This window comes from Microcoleus sp. AT3-D2 (genome assembly GCF_036705715.1).
Classification (GTDB): domain Bacteria; phylum Cyanobacteriota; class Cyanobacteriia; order Cyanobacteriales; family Microcoleaceae; genus Microcoleus.
Genome location: NZ_JAUBVE010000081.1, coordinates 13,681 through 30,545 on the forward strand (window position 1 = coordinate 13,681; position 16,865 = coordinate 30,545).

At 46.3% G+C, this 16,865-nt stretch carries 15 protein-coding genes; 5 read left to right on the top strand and 10 right to left on the bottom strand.

What is annotated here, in order from left to right:
* Positions 1 to 56: 56 nt before the first annotated feature.
* Positions 57 to 1,061, bottom strand: coding sequence for a phosphoribulokinase (locus QUB44_RS25640; RefSeq protein ID WP_333165098.1), 1,005 nt, complete (start codon positions 1,059 to 1,061; stop codon positions 57 to 59).
* A 588-nt stretch (positions 1,062 to 1,649) separates the two neighbouring features.
* On the opposite strand from QUB44_RS25640, the gene petH reads away from it, so the two are divergent.
* From petH to QUB44_RS25660, 4 genes are all read left to right on the top strand, one after another.
* Positions 1,650 to 2,855 (top strand): ferredoxin--NADP reductase, encoded by a 1,206-nt coding sequence (petH, locus tag QUB44_RS25645; RefSeq protein ID WP_333371934.1) that lies wholly within the window; start codon positions 1,650 to 1,652, stop codon positions 2,853 to 2,855.
* Positions 2,856 to 2,992: 137 nt separating this feature from the next.
* Positions 2,993 to 3,778 (top strand): Uma2 family endonuclease, encoded by a 786-nt coding sequence (locus tag QUB44_RS25650; RefSeq protein ID WP_333371936.1) that lies wholly within the window; start codon positions 2,993 to 2,995, stop codon positions 3,776 to 3,778.
* Positions 3,779 to 3,910: 132 nt separating this feature from the next.
* Positions 3,911 to 5,227 (top strand): homoserine dehydrogenase, encoded by a 1,317-nt coding sequence (locus tag QUB44_RS25655; RefSeq protein WP_333371938.1) that lies wholly within the window; start codon positions 3,911 to 3,913, stop codon positions 5,225 to 5,227.
* 266 nt (positions 5,228 to 5,493) lie between these two features.
* On the top strand, positions 5,494 to 6,390 hold the full coding sequence (locus QUB44_RS25660) for a hypothetical protein (protein WP_333371940.1): 897 nt from the start codon (positions 5,494 to 5,496) through the stop codon (positions 6,388 to 6,390).
* A gap of 17 nt (positions 6,391 to 6,407) precedes the next feature.
* On the opposite strand, the gene QUB44_RS25665 is transcribed toward QUB44_RS25660, so the two are convergent.
* On the bottom strand, positions 6,408 to 6,884 hold the full coding sequence (locus QUB44_RS25665) for a hypothetical protein (protein ID WP_333160081.1): 477 nt from the start codon (positions 6,882 to 6,884) through the stop codon (positions 6,408 to 6,410).
* Positions 6,885 to 7,044: 160 nt separating this feature from the next.
* Positions 7,045 to 7,929, bottom strand: coding sequence for a PhzF family phenazine biosynthesis protein (locus tag QUB44_RS25670; RefSeq protein WP_333371942.1), 885 nt, complete (start codon positions 7,927 to 7,929; stop codon positions 7,045 to 7,047).
* A 92-nt stretch (positions 7,930 to 8,021) separates the two neighbouring features.
* Between QUB44_RS25670 and QUB44_RS25675 the strand changes: the two genes are divergently transcribed.
* The gene (locus QUB44_RS25675; protein WP_333371944.1) at positions 8,022 to 8,576 is read left to right on the top strand and encodes a Uma2 family endonuclease; all 555 of its coding nucleotides are present in this window, start codon (positions 8,022 to 8,024) and stop codon (positions 8,574 to 8,576) included.
* An 86-nt stretch (positions 8,577 to 8,662) separates the two neighbouring features.
* Here the strand turns inward: QUB44_RS25675 and trpE are convergent, their stop codons facing one another.
* The 7 genes from trpE to QUB44_RS25710 all read right to left on the bottom strand — a co-directional run bounded on the left by trpE (position 8,663) and on the right by QUB44_RS25710 (position 16,685).
* Positions 8,663 to 10,210 (bottom strand): anthranilate synthase component I, encoded by a 1,548-nt coding sequence (gene trpE, locus QUB44_RS25680; protein ID WP_333160087.1) that lies wholly within the window; start codon positions 10,208 to 10,210, stop codon positions 8,663 to 8,665.
* A 131-nt stretch (positions 10,211 to 10,341) separates the two neighbouring features.
* The gene (locus QUB44_RS25685) at positions 10,342 to 11,202 is read right to left on the bottom strand and encodes a GNAT family N-acetyltransferase (protein WP_333371946.1); all 861 of its coding nucleotides are present in this window, start codon (positions 11,200 to 11,202) and stop codon (positions 10,342 to 10,344) included.
* Between the two features lie 163 nt (positions 11,203 to 11,365).
* Positions 11,366 to 11,791: a photosystem I reaction center subunit II PsaD gene (locus tag QUB44_RS25690; protein WP_333160170.1), complete on the bottom strand. Its 426-nt coding sequence runs from the start codon at positions 11,789 to 11,791 to the stop codon at positions 11,366 to 11,368.
* Positions 11,792 to 12,089: 298 nt separating this feature from the next.
* Positions 12,090 to 12,590: a peptidoglycan-binding protein gene (locus QUB44_RS25695; RefSeq protein ID WP_333371948.1), complete on the bottom strand. Its 501-nt coding sequence runs from the start codon at positions 12,588 to 12,590 to the stop codon at positions 12,090 to 12,092.
* 833 nt (positions 12,591 to 13,423) lie between these two features.
* Positions 13,424 to 15,412 (bottom strand): DICT sensory domain-containing protein, encoded by a 1,989-nt coding sequence (locus tag QUB44_RS25700; RefSeq protein ID WP_333371950.1) that lies wholly within the window; start codon positions 15,410 to 15,412, stop codon positions 13,424 to 13,426.
* A gap of 473 nt (positions 15,413 to 15,885) precedes the next feature.
* Positions 15,886 to 16,197, bottom strand: a complete 312-nt coding sequence (locus QUB44_RS25705; protein WP_333068140.1) for a DUF2973 domain-containing protein — start codon at positions 16,195 to 16,197, stop codon at positions 15,886 to 15,888.
* A gap of 158 nt (positions 16,198 to 16,355) precedes the next feature.
* Entirely contained in the window at positions 16,356 to 16,685 is a 330-nt protein-coding gene (locus tag QUB44_RS25710; RefSeq protein ID WP_333371952.1) for a DUF2605 domain-containing protein, read from the bottom strand.
* Between the last annotated feature and the right edge of the window lie 180 nt (positions 16,686 to 16,865).

The following is a 16,865-nucleotide window of genomic DNA, read 5'->3' on the forward strand; positions in this document are numbered from 1 at the left end:
TTTCTCCACAAAAAAAGAGGCGCAATTGCGCCTCTCAAATCTTTCATGTCTGCGTTCTAAACACTCATAGCCACTTTCGCTTCCTTCGCAGTCAACTTCTCGTAAGTCGCCCGCATCTTCAATCCGACTAACACTTGGAACAAACCAGTTCCATTGTTGGAACCAGGATATTCGCGGTGCTGGAGTAACAGGTGAGTTAACTCGCCTTCATACTTCGCAGAAGTCTTGCTCAAATGGCTTTCGATGTAAATAACTTCTTCGAGATTCTCGAATTGACCATCTACTTCCAAAATCGAGACTTCGTGACCGTAGAAAGCATCAGGCCCGTAGTACATCTTAATTCCGGGATAGGAACAAGTCAGCTTGCGGCCGCAAGGAACCCAGTTAATTGTTGAACCTTCGTCAAACAAATACGCAGGCTCAAAATTGGCGATGCCTTCGCGCTGGATCATCTGCACACGCAGAACTTTCCGCTCCTTGTCATCTTTGATCAAGTTGGTCGGTAACACTTGAATTACCACATCAGCATATTGCTTTTGCGGGTCGATGTAGGCGGTAAAGTCCGGTTTGCGAGCATTGATCGCAAACAGCACGTCTTCGTAACGGTGGCCCCGTTCCGCCATGTCGCGCTGGATTTTCCAAGCAATTTTTACCTCGTCGCTGATGTCGAGGTAGACGCTGAAGTCGATGAGCGATCGAACTCGCTCGTCGTACAGGGGATGCAGCCCCTCAATCACAATCACATGATTCGGCTCTACCCGCTCAGGAGGATCGAGCAGACCAGTTTCGTGGTTGTAAATCGGCTTGTCGATCGCCCGACCTTCTTTGAGAGCCTTCATTTGCTCAGCCATCAGGTCAAAATTGTTGGCTCTGGGGTCAAGGGCTGTAATCCCTGTTTCCTTGCGCTGCTTGCGATCGAGACAATGATAGTCATCAAGGCAGATTACAGTAACGAAATCTTCCCCGAACAAATCTGTCAATCGGCGTAAAAAAGTAGATTTTCCGCATCCGGAATCTCCGGCAACGCCAATTAAAACCACGCGATCCGGCTTACTGGTCATAGTTTCCCTCTAACAAAATCACTGTTTACTAACTAACTCAAGTCTAGATTCCACAAAATTTCTGCCCGCAGGTAGCCGCAAGCAGGCTTTGTGCTGCTGTGCTACCCCGAGAGGATCGAGTTCTCACCAGCATACAGCAGTGAGTTGACTGCCTGCCCGGGCAGACCCAAGCAATCTTCAAGGCAAGTAATTAATACTAACTTTAGTGGTTAATCTTACCAGAATGCGTTCGCCCCCTACAAGCTCAGCCTCATTAAACTGCTCGAATTTTCCTTTCTCTGGTGGGGCGCTCCCCAAATCACAATGACTTATCGGGGCAGATCCCCCGATCGGGTAAAATATTGGCAGTACGCAGACAACAATAGCTATAGGTCAACAGCCGAACGCAAAGCGGGCTCGGTGAGCGCGGCGTTCGGCTAGTAGGGATTTGATACGCGAGCGATCGCAACTTCAACACTCCCGCCGGCGTGGCGAGGCCCAAAAATTGGCGCGGCCAATTAGTCCCGATGGCCTTAAGAAAAAAGTAAATTGAGTCTAACGTCACATTCTCTTTCTTTATAACTCTGTATCGTGAAGGACAAGCAACAAATGTACAGCCCAAGCATATCTGGTGTTGCGGCAAACTCAGAATCAGGCAGCCGCATCTTTGTTTACGAAGTGGAGGGTATGCGTCAGAGCCAAGCAACTGACCAAACAAGTAACCCGATTCGCCGTAGTGGCAGCGTATTTATCTCCGTGCCCTACGAGCGCATGAATCAGGAAATGCGCCGGATTGCTCGGATGGGTGGCAAAATTGTCAGCATTCGCCCCTCAAACAGCGCTCCCGAAACAAACGGCAAAGTCGCACCAGAAGCAGGGCTACAGAGTCAGAAATCTGGAGAAAAAACTAAGCCCATGACTCAAGCCAAGGAAAAAGTTCAGGTTCCTGTTAACCTCTACAAGCCGGCCAATCCCTATATTGGTAAGTGCATTTCTACAGAAGAATTGGTCAGAGAAGGCGGCGAGGGTACAGTCCGTCACGTCAAATTTGACATTTCTGGAGGCAAGTTACACTATCTCGAAGGTCAAAGTATCGGGATTATTCCCGATGGGACGGATAAAAACGGCAAACCTCACAAAATTCGGCTGTATTCGATCGCCTCCACCCGTCACGGAGACGATTTAGACGACAAAACAGTCTCTCTGTGCGTCCGCCGTCTAGAGTACAAAAGCCCAGAAACCGGTGAAAAAGTCTTTGGTGTTTGTTCGACTTTTCTCACCGGTTTGCAACCTGGAGATGATGTCAAAATCACCGGCCCCGTAGGCAAGGAAATGCTGTTGCCCGACGACGAGGAAGCCACCGTGATTATGATGGGTACCGGTACGGGTATTGCTCCTTTCCGGGCTTATTTGTGGCGGATGTTTAAAGAAAACAATCCCGGTTACAAATTCAGAGGTTTAGCTTGGTTGTTCTTTGGAGTTGCTTACACTCCCAACATTCTCTATAAGGAAGAGTTGGAGCAATTGCAGCGCGAGTTCCCCGATAATTTCCGCTTGACTTATGCCATCAGCCGCGAGCAAAAAAATGTTGACGGCGGCAAGATGTACATTCAAAACCGGATTCAAGAGAACGCAGACCAATTGTGGGAATTGGTTCAAAAGCCGAATACTCACACTTATATCTGCGGTTTGAAGGGTATGGAAGGCGGAATTGATGAGGGAATGTCGGCGGCGGCTGGCAAGCACGGTGTTGACTGGGCTGGCTATCAGAAACAGTTGAAGAAAGAACACCGTTGGCACGTTGAAACTTATTAATGTGTTACCTGATTTAATCTGATTTGTAGGGTGGGCTTTGCTCGCCCTACAATTGTTTTAAAAAGTTTTTAGTTTGGAAAAGCTTGAACGACCCACAAAAAGTGTACAATATACAGTAAGCTCACCGAAAAAGGGAGATGACTGACATGATCCTAATTCCTACCCAACAACTGACCTTTAAAGAGTATCTGGACTACCAGGGAGAATCAGGTGTTTGTTATGAATTATATCGGGGACATATCATTGAAATGCCAACACCGACAGCTATACATATCAAAATATGTGAATTTTTGGTTTACCAGTTCCGGCGCTTCTTTGCAGCACACAACCTACCGCTAGTTGCAGTTGTCACTACCGCAGTCCGAACCGAGGAAAACTCTGCGCGCGTTCCTGATGTTGTGATTTGCACTCATAGTCTTTGGGAACAAGTCTGTGCCCAACCTGGTTCCGCAGTCTTGGACTTTGAAGAAAAACCGCTGTTAGTTATAGAAGTTACCAGTCAAAATTGGCGGGACGACTACATCCGTAAACGCGCAGAATATGACTTAATTGATATCCCTGAATATTGGATTGTAGACCCAAATCAACCGAAAATACGAGTATGCAGTCGCCCGGAAAATGAAGGCAGTTATTCTCATCAGGAATTTTTGCCGGGACAGCAAGTTCATTGTGTACAGTTCGCTGAATTTATTTTATCGGTGAATCAAGTGCTATCTCCGCCGCTAGTAGAAGATTTAATTCGAGAAGAAGAAGCACAGCGACAGCAGCTAGAACAGCAAAATCAGGAACTAGAACAGCAAAATCAGGAACTAGAACAGCAAAATCAGGAACTAGAACACCAAGTTAATGCAGAACGCCAGCGGGCAGAAAGATTGGCCCAGCGACTCCGAGAAATGGGGATAGACATGGATTCAGAACTGTGAATTGTCATCTCAAATTAGATCCCCGACTTCTTAAAGAAGTCGGGGATCTGGATATTAAGCTTACTTAAATGACAAATTGCTTGATTAGCATACAATGATTGTAGGTTAATTGAGTTTCAACGGGTCAAAGTCGTGGCTTTCAAAATTGGTTTGTTAGGTTTGGGTACAGTTGGCGCGGGAACAGCAGAGATTTTGCTCTCCCCAGATGGCCGCCATCCGCTGTTGCAGGAATTGGAAATCTATCGGGTGGGAGTGCGCGATATTTCTCGAACTCGGTCTTTACAATTGCCAGAAAATGTGCTGACAACTGACCTAGAAGCGATCGCAACTGACCCGGAAATTGATATTGTAGTAGAATTGATTGGCGGATTGGAACCGGCGCGATCGCTCATTCTGCAAGCTATTGCCAGCGGCAAGCACGTCGTCACTGCCAACAAAGCAGTTATCGCCCGCTACGGGAATGAAATCTTCGAGGCCGCCAACAAAAAAGGCGTTTACGTAATGCTAGAAGCTGCTGTCGGCGGCGGCATTCCGGTCATTCAAACCCTCAAACAATCTTTAGGTGCAAACCGCATTCAAACTGTCACCGGCATCGTCAACGGCACAACTAATTACATCCTGACGCGGATGCAAACAGAAGGTGCAGACTTTGCCGAAGTGCTCGCCGACGCTCAGCAATTAGGTTATGCTGAAGCTGACCCCACAGCAGATGTAGATGGATTAGATGCGGCCGATAAAATTGCTATTTTAGCCTCGCTAGCTTTTGGCGGACGCATCAAATTAGCAGATGTTCACTGCGAAGGTATCAGAAAAGTTAGTGCGGCTGATATTGACTACGCCGACAAGCTGGGATTTGTGATTAAATTGTTGGCTATTGCTCAAGAAACCTCCCGCTACAATGGCAAGCAAGCTGAGGCAGAAAGCGAACTGCTGTCAATTCGAGTGCATCCTACTTTTGTGCCGAAAACTCATCCGCTGGCGAGTGTTAACGGAGTTTACAATGCAATTTTAGTCGAAGGAGAGCCGATCGGGCAATTGATGCTGTACGGGCGGGGCGCCGGTGCGGGCCCCACAGCTAGCGCCGTAGTATCCGACATTATAAATGTGGCCGCCATCCTGAAAAGCCAAGCTGTTCCGACTCCTCATCCTTTGCTGAGTTGCAGTCACCAACACTACTGCAAAATTGCTCCGATGCAGGAACTTGTTACTCGCTTTTATGCCCGTTTTCTGACGCGCGATACTCCGGGGGTAATTGGCAAACTCGGTACTTGTTTCGGCAACCACAAAGTTAGTTTGGAATCAGTTGTGCAGACGGGAATTCACGGCGATTTAGCAGAAATTGTCGTCGTGACTCACGATGTTAGGGAAGGAAATTTTCAACAAGCACTCGATGAAATTCGAGCGATGGAAGCAGTCGATAGTGTTGCTAGCACGTTGCGAGTTTTGTAAAAATGATTTGCTAGGGGCGGGTTTCACATACAATATTTGCTAATAATTGACAATATCTAAAACCCGCCCTCGCCCAACGATAAATCCCGATGTACATTTGGCAGATGTGGTAGGGGCGGGTTTCACAGACAATATTTGCCAATCATTGACAATCTATAAAACCCGCCTCGCCCAACGGTAAATCCCGATGTACATTTTTAGCCTTTGATATAAGTAAAATTTGATGTGGGTTATCTGTTGTGCGGGGGCGAGTTTATGTAGATTTTTTGTACTTATTAAATATTGTTGGTAAAATCGGCGGCTACCAGATAATGAAAGGAACAGGATTGGATTTTGTCGATCGCCAAACGGGAAGGCACTTGCTAGATTCCCTGTATGAAAAGTTTGCCAAACCCCAACTGCACGATACTTTTAAACCCAATAATCCTTCAATTTACATTCGGCACGAGTCAGGGCAAGTTATTGATGGAAATTATATCATAGAAAAAGTGTTTGAAGACTCTCGGACGGGTTTTTATGCTGAAAGTCGCCTCCCCATTCCTGGCAATAACCCGCCTGTTTTAGTGATTCGCGGATACGGTTCTTGGTATCCTTTCGAGCGCGTTTTGGAAGATACGCCCGATGTATTTATGGCCAAACTAGAACGCCAGTTAAAATCGGCGCAAACTGCGGGTGCTATTGATTGGATAAAGCAGCAATTTCACAGCGGGAATCCGCCGGATGTCATCGGAGAAAGTTTGGGCGGCAAAGTTGCTCAGCAAATAGCAGCAAAATACCCGGATTATATTAGATCCACTGTAATTTTTAATTCTTTGGGCGTTTCGGAAAAGTTAGCTAAAACTTCCACGGCTAAGAATGTTTTTCACTATTTTACTTTAGGCGAAAGGTATGCTTTCTGGGCAAATGAAGGGGATTACATACCGGGAACGATTTTTGTGATTTCCCCAAAAGGCAACAACTGTTGTTATAAAATCGAAGAGGCGATCGTCCGAATCGCCCGTTTTGAAGGCAAGTTTCTCAAAAGACGCGCGATTGTGGCAATATTGGCTCAGTGGCTTCTGCTAAATAGACACAATGCGATCGTCCTGAACAAGCGGCGGCCGGTAGTCGTTCAGATCGATCGTACTCAATTGCAAATTTTCCGAAAAAAGCGCTTTGTTTAAACTAAGACAGAATTGCTTCAAGTCGCAGATGGCTGGTTTTCCCGCGCTGCGACGGCGAGAACCAAACAAAGTGCTGCGATCGCTTTTTCCCATTCTTGCTTTACAGCGGTGGGTTGAACCTCATCAAAGGCGCTAACTAAACGAGGGATCGCTCGTTCTAATGCCTGTCTAGGAATTGATTTGTGCAGATCAACTAAACGAGTTAAACTTTCTTGATTCTTCAAAAAACCGACTACCCATTTCGTAGTATGATCTGGACTTTCAGGGACGTTTTTAATTCCTAGTTCTGTTTGCAACCAGTCGTAAAAAGGCGGCAACTTTTGAGCTAAAACAGTTCCAGCAGTTGGCAAAGTTTCTTTGAGTAAAGCAGTATCGAGACTTCCTAATAATTGATTGAATTCCGGTGAATCGAGCAAGCTGGTTAAGGGCAGTGAAAGCAGGGCTTCTGAAGCGTCAGGGGATACATTTAAAGTCCGCGAAAATGTTTGCAGCATTGGAAAGTCTCTGGTATGGATGACTCTTTTAGCCTAACAATCACGGGAATCAATGAATATGAGCTACCTCATATTAGCAAAATTGTAACATCTCGATCGCCAAATAAGCATCTAAATCTAGGTGTCTGCATCTGCGACTAATAATTTGCCATTAAATATTCTACACAAATTCTCCCTTAGCAACCATCACCACCTTACCACCAACCAAAACTTCTATTTCCCCTTCATTTTTGGCGGCTTGTAACAACAGCAAAGAAGGTCGAGCGATTTCATAACCCTGCTCAACTCTGACATCAATCTTTGCTTCCCCATAATAATCATGTTCTACCAAATATCCCGCCAAACAGCCGTTAGCACTGCCTGTCGCTGGATCTTCTGGAATTCCTAATGAATGGGCAAAAACTCGCACGCTTAAATCATTAAGGTCGCTGTAGGTTTCTGGGCAAAATATCAAAATTTCTTTCGCTTCCATTGTATCAACTAGCTCAAAATATTTATCTAAGTTGACTTGAGCTTTTTTGAGCGAGGCGAGAGTTTTTAAGGGTACAATTATAAACGGTACTCCCGTAGAAACTTCTTGAATTGGGAAGTTGGAATCAATTTCATCGGGTTCTAAATTCAGGACATTTGCCAGAGTTTCGGCTGATAAAACTTGACCAAAACTAGGCGGGTTTTGTCGCATCCACAAAATATCTGCCGATTCATTGTGATAATTAAAAGTAACTGGAATTTGACCGACGGCTAGATTGAGAATTACTCGATCGACCTTTTCGCGAATAATCTCTTGCTGCAACACAAACGCAGTGCCCAAAGTCGGATGACCCGCAAAGGGTAATTCCTTCTTGGGCGTGAATATCCGCACGTCATAGCCGCCATCTCGCGGATCGGGCGATCGAATAAACGTAGTTTCTGAATAATTGATTTCCCTCGCTATCAGCAGCATTTGGGCCTCAGATAGTTCGGCAACTTCAGCACCGCAAAATACAGCTAGCTGGTTGCCAGCATATTTTGACTCCGCAAACACGTCAACTATATAAAAATTCATAATTATGCCTTTAGTAAAAGTCAATAACTGATATTTTACATCGATCGCAAGACAGCCGTTAAAATAACAATAAAAACATAGGAGTAATCGCCGTGAGCGTCACGACTGTAAAATGGACGGTTGCAGACTACCACCGCATCATTGCAGCCGGCATTCTGGAAGGGCGAAACGTTGAATTAATAGGTGGAGAAATAATTGAAATGGCTCCCGAAGGAGAATCTCATGCTTACTCTAGCGATGAGGCTGGAGAGTACCTAATTTATTTGCTGGGTGATCGGGCTAAAATCCGCCAAGGTAAACCGATTATCTTGCCACCAAGCAACTCCGAGCCACAACCCGATATCGCTGTAATTCAACGTTTGGGACAAGATTACCGAGAACATCATCCCTATCCAGAAAACATCTTTTGGCTGATAGAATACTCGGATCATACTCTGAGCAAAGACTTGGGAATCAAGAGCAAGATTTATGCGGAAGCCGACATTTCTGAGTATTGGGTTGTCAATTTGCGAACTAGGGAATTAATAGTATTTCGAGAGCCTACCAATGAAGGATATCAATCGAGACAAACTCTGACTCAGGGTAATATTAATCCGCTGGCCTTTCCTGATGTTGCAGTTTCGGTCGCTCGAATATTAGGGGCTTAGGTAAATTGGACAATAATGCAATAATTACTGCTGTTTTCTTGTTACCAGGCTCTGCCTGGTAACACAGATCCAGAGGCTCCGCCTCACTATTTCAAACAGCGAATTGCCTCCAACATTCCCCTGGCTTTATTGAGAGTTTCCTCATATTCCATATCCGGGTTAGAATCTGCCACCAAACCAGCACCTGCTTGCACAGAAACCGAATGTTTATCGCCTCCTTGAGAGCGAACAACCATAGTCCGAATGGCGATCGCACTATTCAATTGCCCCTCAAAATCATAATACCCATAAACCCCAGAATACGGCCCCCGGCGACAACCTTCCAACTCGTGCACAATCTCCATCGCCCGAATCTTCGGAGCACCGCTAACCGTACCCGCAGGAAAACCAGCTTTCAACAAATCCCAAGCTGTCTTATCCTCAGCCAATTCTCCCACCACATTGCTCACAATGTGCATGACGTGAGAATAACGCTCAATTTCCATTAATTCGTCAACTTTTACAGTACCGTTTCGGCAAACTCTTCCTAAATCGTTCCTGCCCAAATCAACTAACATGACGTGTTCCGCAATTTCCTTGGGATCTTGCAGCAATTCAGCAGCCAAAGCATCATCTTCTTGAGGAGTTTTACCCCGGCGGCGAGTGCCGGCAATCGGTCGCAAAGTTGCAATCTTTTTGCCATCAGCAGTATTTTCCGCCTTCACCATAATTTCGGGACTCGAACCGATAATCTGCCAATCTCCGAAATGAAAATAAGCCATGTAAGGAGAAGGATTTATGAGACGCAAAGAGCGGTAAAGTGCAAAAGAATCGCCACTGTATTCAGCCTCTAGTCGCTGCGAAATAACTACTTGAAAAATATCTCCGGCTTTGATATAATCCTTCGCTTTTAAGACATTGGCACAATACTTTTCACGGGTAATATTGCTAGTGTAAGCCAATTCTGTATTTCCGGTTGTGGAACGGGAATCTTGCCCGTTATTGGGAGGAGTCCATTCTATAAGAGTAGATTGCCGGGAAAGCGGCGATTGCAGCTTCTGAACTAACTTGCCAACGCGATCGCACGCTTGCTGATAAGCATCGGCCAAATCAACGCCAACCTCCCGCAAATCCGCATAGGCTACAGCCCAAATTTTCCGCTTCACCTGGTCGAAAATCAGCAAATTATCAACCTGCATCCACAATCCATCCGGCAAATCATTCTCGCTTGCTGGATGCACGGGAACTCGCGGTTCTATCCACTTAATTAGCTCGTAACCCCAAAAACCGAATAGCCCGCCAATTCCCGCCGGCAACTGCGGCAATTTCACCGGTTGATAAGACTGCAAACATTCAGTTAAAGCTACAAACGGATCGCCCGTAAATACTTTTTCGGAACCGTCACGGTAAACTTGAGTTGTGCGAGATCCCCTTGCCTCCAAAATCCACAACGGATCGCACCCTAAGAAACTATAACGCCCAAGTTTTTCCCCACCTTCGACCGACTCCAGCAGAAAACTGTAAGGTTGACCGGCACAAACCCGATACCACGCAGACACCGGCGTATCCAAATCAGCAACCCATTCTTGATACACGGGTACAAAATTGCCTTGTTTCGCCAGTTCCGAGAATTGTGAGAAATCGGGAAATATCATATATATCAGAAGGAAGAAGGAAGTTCGGCAACGGATTCTGTAACGGATGTAACGGATGTAACGGATTTCAGGAAGAGGGAAAATGCAATCCTAGGATTTCAGCGATTAAAAGCGTCCTAACCGTCTTGGGTTCAATAAACGAAAGACGGAAACCAACATCCCTCCGGCGACTGATACTCGCCAACTGCCATCACCGCCATCGGCTTGAGGGCGCGCAGCCCCTCTTGCAAGCACCAACGAAACAAACTTGCGTACCTCAGCGGCAAGTGAAAAGCCAGCAATTGATCGGAACTGTACGCAGCAGCCCCCAAGAGCAAAGCCTGCATATCGGCTTCAGTTTCCGCGACGCTGTGGCCCAAAGCCGACACCGCACAAGTATAAGCCACAATCTGACCTTGTTTGCAAGCAACCCAAGGAGAAAAGAAATTCAGGGCGTACTCAATATCGCTAGTTCGATCGCACCTGTATAATTTCTTGCACAAAGCCGCACATTCACCAACATCCTCACTAGCCAGCGGCCGCACCTCAAACCCATGCTGCGGCTGGCTGCGAAACTTCCCTTCCATTAACACGAAAGGTTCCTTCACCTCAAAACCCAAGGAAGCGTACAGCGACAGCGACGCCATATTAAAAGATTCCTGAACCAAACGGATACCCACAGCGTCCTGTCCCCGTTCCAGCAAAGCTTTCATGATTTCGCGTCCCGTGCCGCGGCCTTGAAAAGTTCGATCGACACTGACGGGCCCAATACCGCGAATCGGGTTGCGTTCGTCCATAAACCCGCAGCCGACAACCGCACCCTCACTCTCGGCTACGATCCCAAAAAATACCGGACTCTCGATTAGCAAGCCCGTTATTTCGGTTGCAAAATCCAGCGTTGGAAAATCTGTAGGGAATTGATGGCGATCGGAAATATCTTTAAAAGCTTCATAAGTAATGCCAGCGCAAACATCGATATCAGAAGGCTGCGCTCGCCTGATTACGACATTCATTTTTAATTTAACTATTAACTTTTAATAAGATTAGAAGTTTGCAGTAGTATTTTGGCGCTGCGGGCTAAGCCTCCCGCGTCAGAATACTACTGCAAAAACAAGTTTACAAGCTGAGCCTTACAGGGAAGATTACCTATGTTTTGCTCAGCCATGCAGTCATGGTCTAAGGGTCGAAAGTCTTCTTACCGCTGAACTTCAGCTTAGCCGGATTTGGATTGCTGCCAATATTGCGGTCAATCTTACCGTTGTAGGGACGACCTTCGTTCACCTTCTCAGGGAACACGCCATCCTTGGGATGCAGGTACTCAGTAGTACCGTCTGGAAACACGCGGTAAATTTTGTAGTTCGTGATTTTGAATTTAGCCCGCAGTTGCTGGCCGCCCAAAGCGATGCACTGCTCCTTCCGGGGCAGATGCAGCAAGTTGTCGCCTTGACGCATAATCGCAGCGCCACCCGTAGGCATTTCAAACACCTGCTCCTTGGGGCTAGTCCAAGTGATAGCGTACTTCTCTTCAACTAGCGCCTTGGTCAGCAAGCCGCCTGTGCTGCCGCCGAAAAGAGGGGGTTGTCCAGTGAGTTCTTCTGCCATAAACATATCCAAAGGATTTTTACGGCATCGTATCATCATGAGGCGACACGGCTGTAGAAATTGTAAGGAAAGTTAACAGTTTTTTGGCGATCGATCTCTTCTGATAATTAGTAATTAATAATTGATAATTGATAATTGGTAATTTCCACCAAACTTAGAAAACTAAATTAGGCAGCACGAATTCCGAAAAAATAATCCAAAAAAAACAGCAATTATTCTGGTGCTTGTGGGGCACCCGAATAATCGCACATTCCCCCCATTTCTCCCCACACACGATCGAACAATTTACCGCGCAACCCTAAGTCAAGAACGAATTAGGGTCATAGCCGCGCGGAATTTTGCTCAAAGCAGTCCAAGTTTCTTGATTGACAATTCCGTCGGCCTCAATCCCAAAGCTTTTTTGAAATGCGCGAACAGCTTTATCCGTCAAAGTAGCAAAGTCGCCGTCAATTTTACCGTCATAATGCTGGGAAAGTTTGAGAACTTCCTGAACAGTAGCGACTGCTTCCCCAGAACTGCCGAATTTGAGTACCGGCATATTAACTGGAGCGGCAGTATAAAGCGCCTGCCAAGTCAGCGGCCCGACAATACCGTCCGGCGACAAGAAAACCCGAAACTGAAACAGTTTCACAGAAAATTCAACTGCTTTGTCAAAAATTCCTTTAGCAGGATGCCGATAAAGTTGCAACTTTGTTAGCAGTTGTTCGAGTTCCAATACCGCTTTACCTTCAGAACCTAATTGTAGTTGTGGCTTGTTGGCCATAGGTTGAGTAGATTTCATCTGGGTTGTAGGTGACATAATCGATTTTCCTCCCCTCTAGGTTTGAGTATTCTTCTGGAAAAAAAGTTTTTCCGGGCGAAACATTTGCATTTTCAACTTTTCACGAATCAACACTGGCGTCGGCAGTGCCTCAACAGATTCGAGCGCCTTTTACCATCTCACGACTTGTGGACAAGAGACTTATACCATTTTAGATTTTAGATTTTAGATTTTAGATTCGGCATGACTGATTACTATCGGGGTTTGCAGCGTACCTACAGTTGGATTCTTATTTTAAACTGGTATTAATTTTCGGCAGCCTCCCTAGATATTCTGTCGCCAAACCGGGTTTAAGACAGTAAGCGCATCCTGAATCTGCTTTGATACTTTCTATTTTAAAGCTGAACACCGCGTGGCCACCTCACCTTTAAGGCCGATATCACAGGGTGGGAGAGGGTGTAGCAGCGGAGCCTGGTTCTGCAGTGAAAACTTTTCTGTGCTATCGCATCTGGGTCAATCAATTAATATCGATTTCAGTTGCACTCCTCACCATTGTTGACTGTTGACTGTTGACTGTTGACTGTTGACTGTTGAAGGAAGGGTCAAAAAAATCAAAATTGCGCGAATTATTTGTTGGCAGCTTGATTCGGCTTTACGTCCGACGATGAAGCGCGGATTTGATATAACTCGATCGATTCTTGCGCGATCAGACTCCCAGAAACCCGGTTTTTTACACTATGTTTCATGTAGATGTAGATCGCGATCAACCGGGTTTCGAGCAACAGAATCAGTAAGGATGCGAGAACTGTAAAGAGAAACCAGGTTTTGCGCGGTGTAATTCATAAACCAGGAATACGCTGTATCAATTGAGTCTAAACAGTGGGAATAGTAAAGTGAAATTCACTTCCTCGGTCTTTTCCTGCGGAATCTACCCAAATTTTACCGCCCCAGCCAGCAACAATCTGCTTGCAAATTGCCAATCCCAAACCGGTACCGCCGGCACTGCGGCGCAAAGCTCCTTCTTCTTGATAAAATCGATCGAACACTACTTTTAAACTGTTCGCCTCTATTCCCCTCCCCGTATCGGCTACGAGCACTTCCACCATCTGAGAACCGTTGTATTTCGCTTGCACTGTCACGCTTCCTTGAGGTGTGGTGAATTTGCAAGCGTTGTCTAGCAGTTTGGAGAGCACCTCCACTAACCACTCTCCGTCAGCTTGCACTAAAGGCAATTCTGCGGACACTTCGGCGATAATTTCCGGTAACTGTCGATCGACCGTGCGCGATCGCACGCTGCTGAGGGCTAAATCAACGCATTCTTGCAGCGTCAGCGATTCTACATTCCATTGAACTCGCCCGCTTTCTAAGTGAGAAAGAGTCAAGAAATCCTGCACGAGTTTCCGCATTCTATCGGCATCACCAAGGGCAGTTTCTAACATGATTTGCCGCAATTCTGGGGGCATATCTGGTTCGGAGTTCAAACTTTCCAAACACACTTGAATCGTAGAAAGTGGGGTGCGGAGTTCGTGTCCGGTGATGGCAATTAGATTGCTGCGAGTGCGGTCTAATGCTTCTAATTGTTGGTTGAGTTCTTCTAAATGAGCGTAGGTTTCTGCTTGAATTAAGGCGGCTCCGAGTTGGGTGGCGATCGCCTCTACTAAAGCAATTTCGTCTTCTTCCCAAGGCAAAGTCGATCGACACTGGTGCATTTCCACCATTCCCAAAACCCGCCCCTGATAAAGCACTGGCACCATTAACCAAGAGACAATTTGCCAATTTTTTACAGTTTTTTCCAGGAATTGTGTATTGACAATCAACGGGTGTTGTGCTGTGTCTTGGATGTAAACTCGCTCTTGCCGCCCCACCGCGTCGCTCCATATTTGATTTTCCTGCAACAGCCAAGTCTGATCCAGCATGGAACTAGCGCCGGGTCCCAAAAACTCGCGATCGATTTTGACCGCCACATCTGTGGCCTTGCACCGATAAATCAAACATCGGCTTGCCGACAGGGCAGTGCCCAGTTCTTGAACTGCGACTTCGACGATTTCTTGTGGGTTTAGAGACTGCCGCATTGCCGTTGTAATTAAGTTTACGAGGCGTTCTTTGCGTTCCTGGGCGGCGATGGCGGCGTATGCTTTAAGCAGTTTGTGCTGGCCTGCTTGCAAGTAGGTTACTAAGCGTTCGGTAAAAGCATCGCTCAATTTGGGATTGGGAATTTTTGAGTTTTTCCCCCTACTTATGTCGGGTTTGGTCGCTTTGGAAGCGGCGGATTTCCGCGTTTTTTTCGGTGTTTTGAGCTTGTAAGTAGTTCGGGCTCGATCAATCTTTTCGGCCAATTCCGGGCGATAATTGACAATTCTATCGAGCAACAATGCGGCAGCTTTGGAGCTTACCTCGCGATCGAACGTCCAAATTCCTTCAAATCTGCGAGCTTGATCCATCAACAGTGGCCCGCGATCGTCCTGGTTGTCGATGGGCACAATTTTTTCTTGACAAATCAGGCAAGTTGAGTAGTTTTGCCCCAGCACCACTAAGTGCCACTCTTTACTTAATCCGTCATCCGGTGCAAACGCCACAGTTTCGTGACACTCCGAAGCATTTTTAAAGTCAGTTTCCGGTGCTGCCAGCACGTATACCTGAGACGAGCGTGAGGCAATTCGCCGGTAGCGGTGAGCTTCCTGGCGATAGAAGCGCTCTCGCTGAAAGCTTGCAATGACTAGGGGTTCGTCGTCGGAACCCGCCAAAACTAAGTCTTCCATCGCGTGAGACAAGGCTGTCATGGAAGATTTGAAATAAATTTGTGCCCGCAGTTGGGGCAAAGCTTGCAGAAGTTCTGCCAGTAGCGAAATAGGGACGATCATCTAGCCTTAAACGTGCATTTTTGCCGATGACAAAACAGGATCGATAGGAGGTTTAGAGCGCTCCTTCTTCAGTATCTGATAGATTTACAGCACTTGGTAAGTAAAGTACAAAGAAATCGGTTTCGCTCTCCTGGGGTACCCCGGTGTTCGCCCAACTTCGCTCCGCCGTGCCCGCCCAGATTCCTAGTTTCCCTGTACTTGAGTGTCAAACTATCCTCGCTCTATTGGATATCAGTGCCATAATTATCGCTTTTTGGCGATCGATCTGGTTAATCGGTAATTAAACTTTAAAAAAGCGCAAATAATTAGCCATTAGTTAAAAACTAACGACCAATTATTTTGACGACTGATCCCAAGAAACCCGGTTTTTACCCACCATCTATGAATAAACCGGGCTTCTGACACCTAGCTTGTAAGTCCTATATTTTTTTGAGGCATCGCGCCTGAGTATAAATGCTGTGGCTGTGGTTGTATCAGGCTAGTTCGCCCCCTTCGTCGTTGCCGCCCGGAGATGATTTGTAGAGAGCATCTAATTGTTCGCGGGCGTCTTGCACAGTCAGCGAACGCATCACTAACAGCGGCTCATTGACAACGTTTCCGTGTTCGTCTAAAAGTTCTGGATGCGGTACAGATTGAGAGCGAGGATAGGATGCGTAGTGATTATTTGCCCTGAATTGTTGAGGGCGCTGGGACTCCATACCTACGGTGACTAGACTGCGGATTAAGTTACCGACTGCCAGAAAGGCTAGAACGGTAAAAGCTAAAATATAAAGCAGGTGCAACATTATTTTCTCCTCCGGGCTAAACAGCCACACAGCAATTTACAAAAGTGTTTCAGCAAGTAATAACTTATTAACTGGAAATCTGTTTGAGGTTGTCAAGTTGGCCGCCACATTTCCCAAGGTTGGGGATTTGACTGCAAGTTTAACTTGAACTCGCTTCCTTATTTTCCAGGGGGAGCTGACTGCAATGAGCGAAAGCGCGCCGATACTTGCCAGCATTCGGCGAGCAGTCTGTGCCACGGCATCAGTGCTGCTGTTTCAATCCCAACTTGACCTCCGGTTGCTTGAAATAGAGCTTTAGCCGAGCCTACTTCTTGCTGAGACTGTTTGACTCGCGCCAGCAAGTCAGATTGATCTTCGTCGCTGAGAAAGGAAATTTCCTCAGTTTCTAAGAGCTTTGCCGATCGATCGAACCAGTAATTGAAATCCTCTAACAGCGGTTCCAGTAACGCTTTGAGCAATTCTGATTCGGGCAAGTTGGAATTAAGCATGGATCAAAATTGGGTTATTTATGTATTATAGTCTTAGACGCGCTTAACATATTGTAACATCTTTTTAACAAAAATTCAAGGGTTTCACAACAATTAGTAGGTCGGTGTGAATAAATTTAACTGTGTCAGCAGCGATTTTTGAGTCGAAATCCCAAAATTCTGCCAAATTAGTTCGCGAGC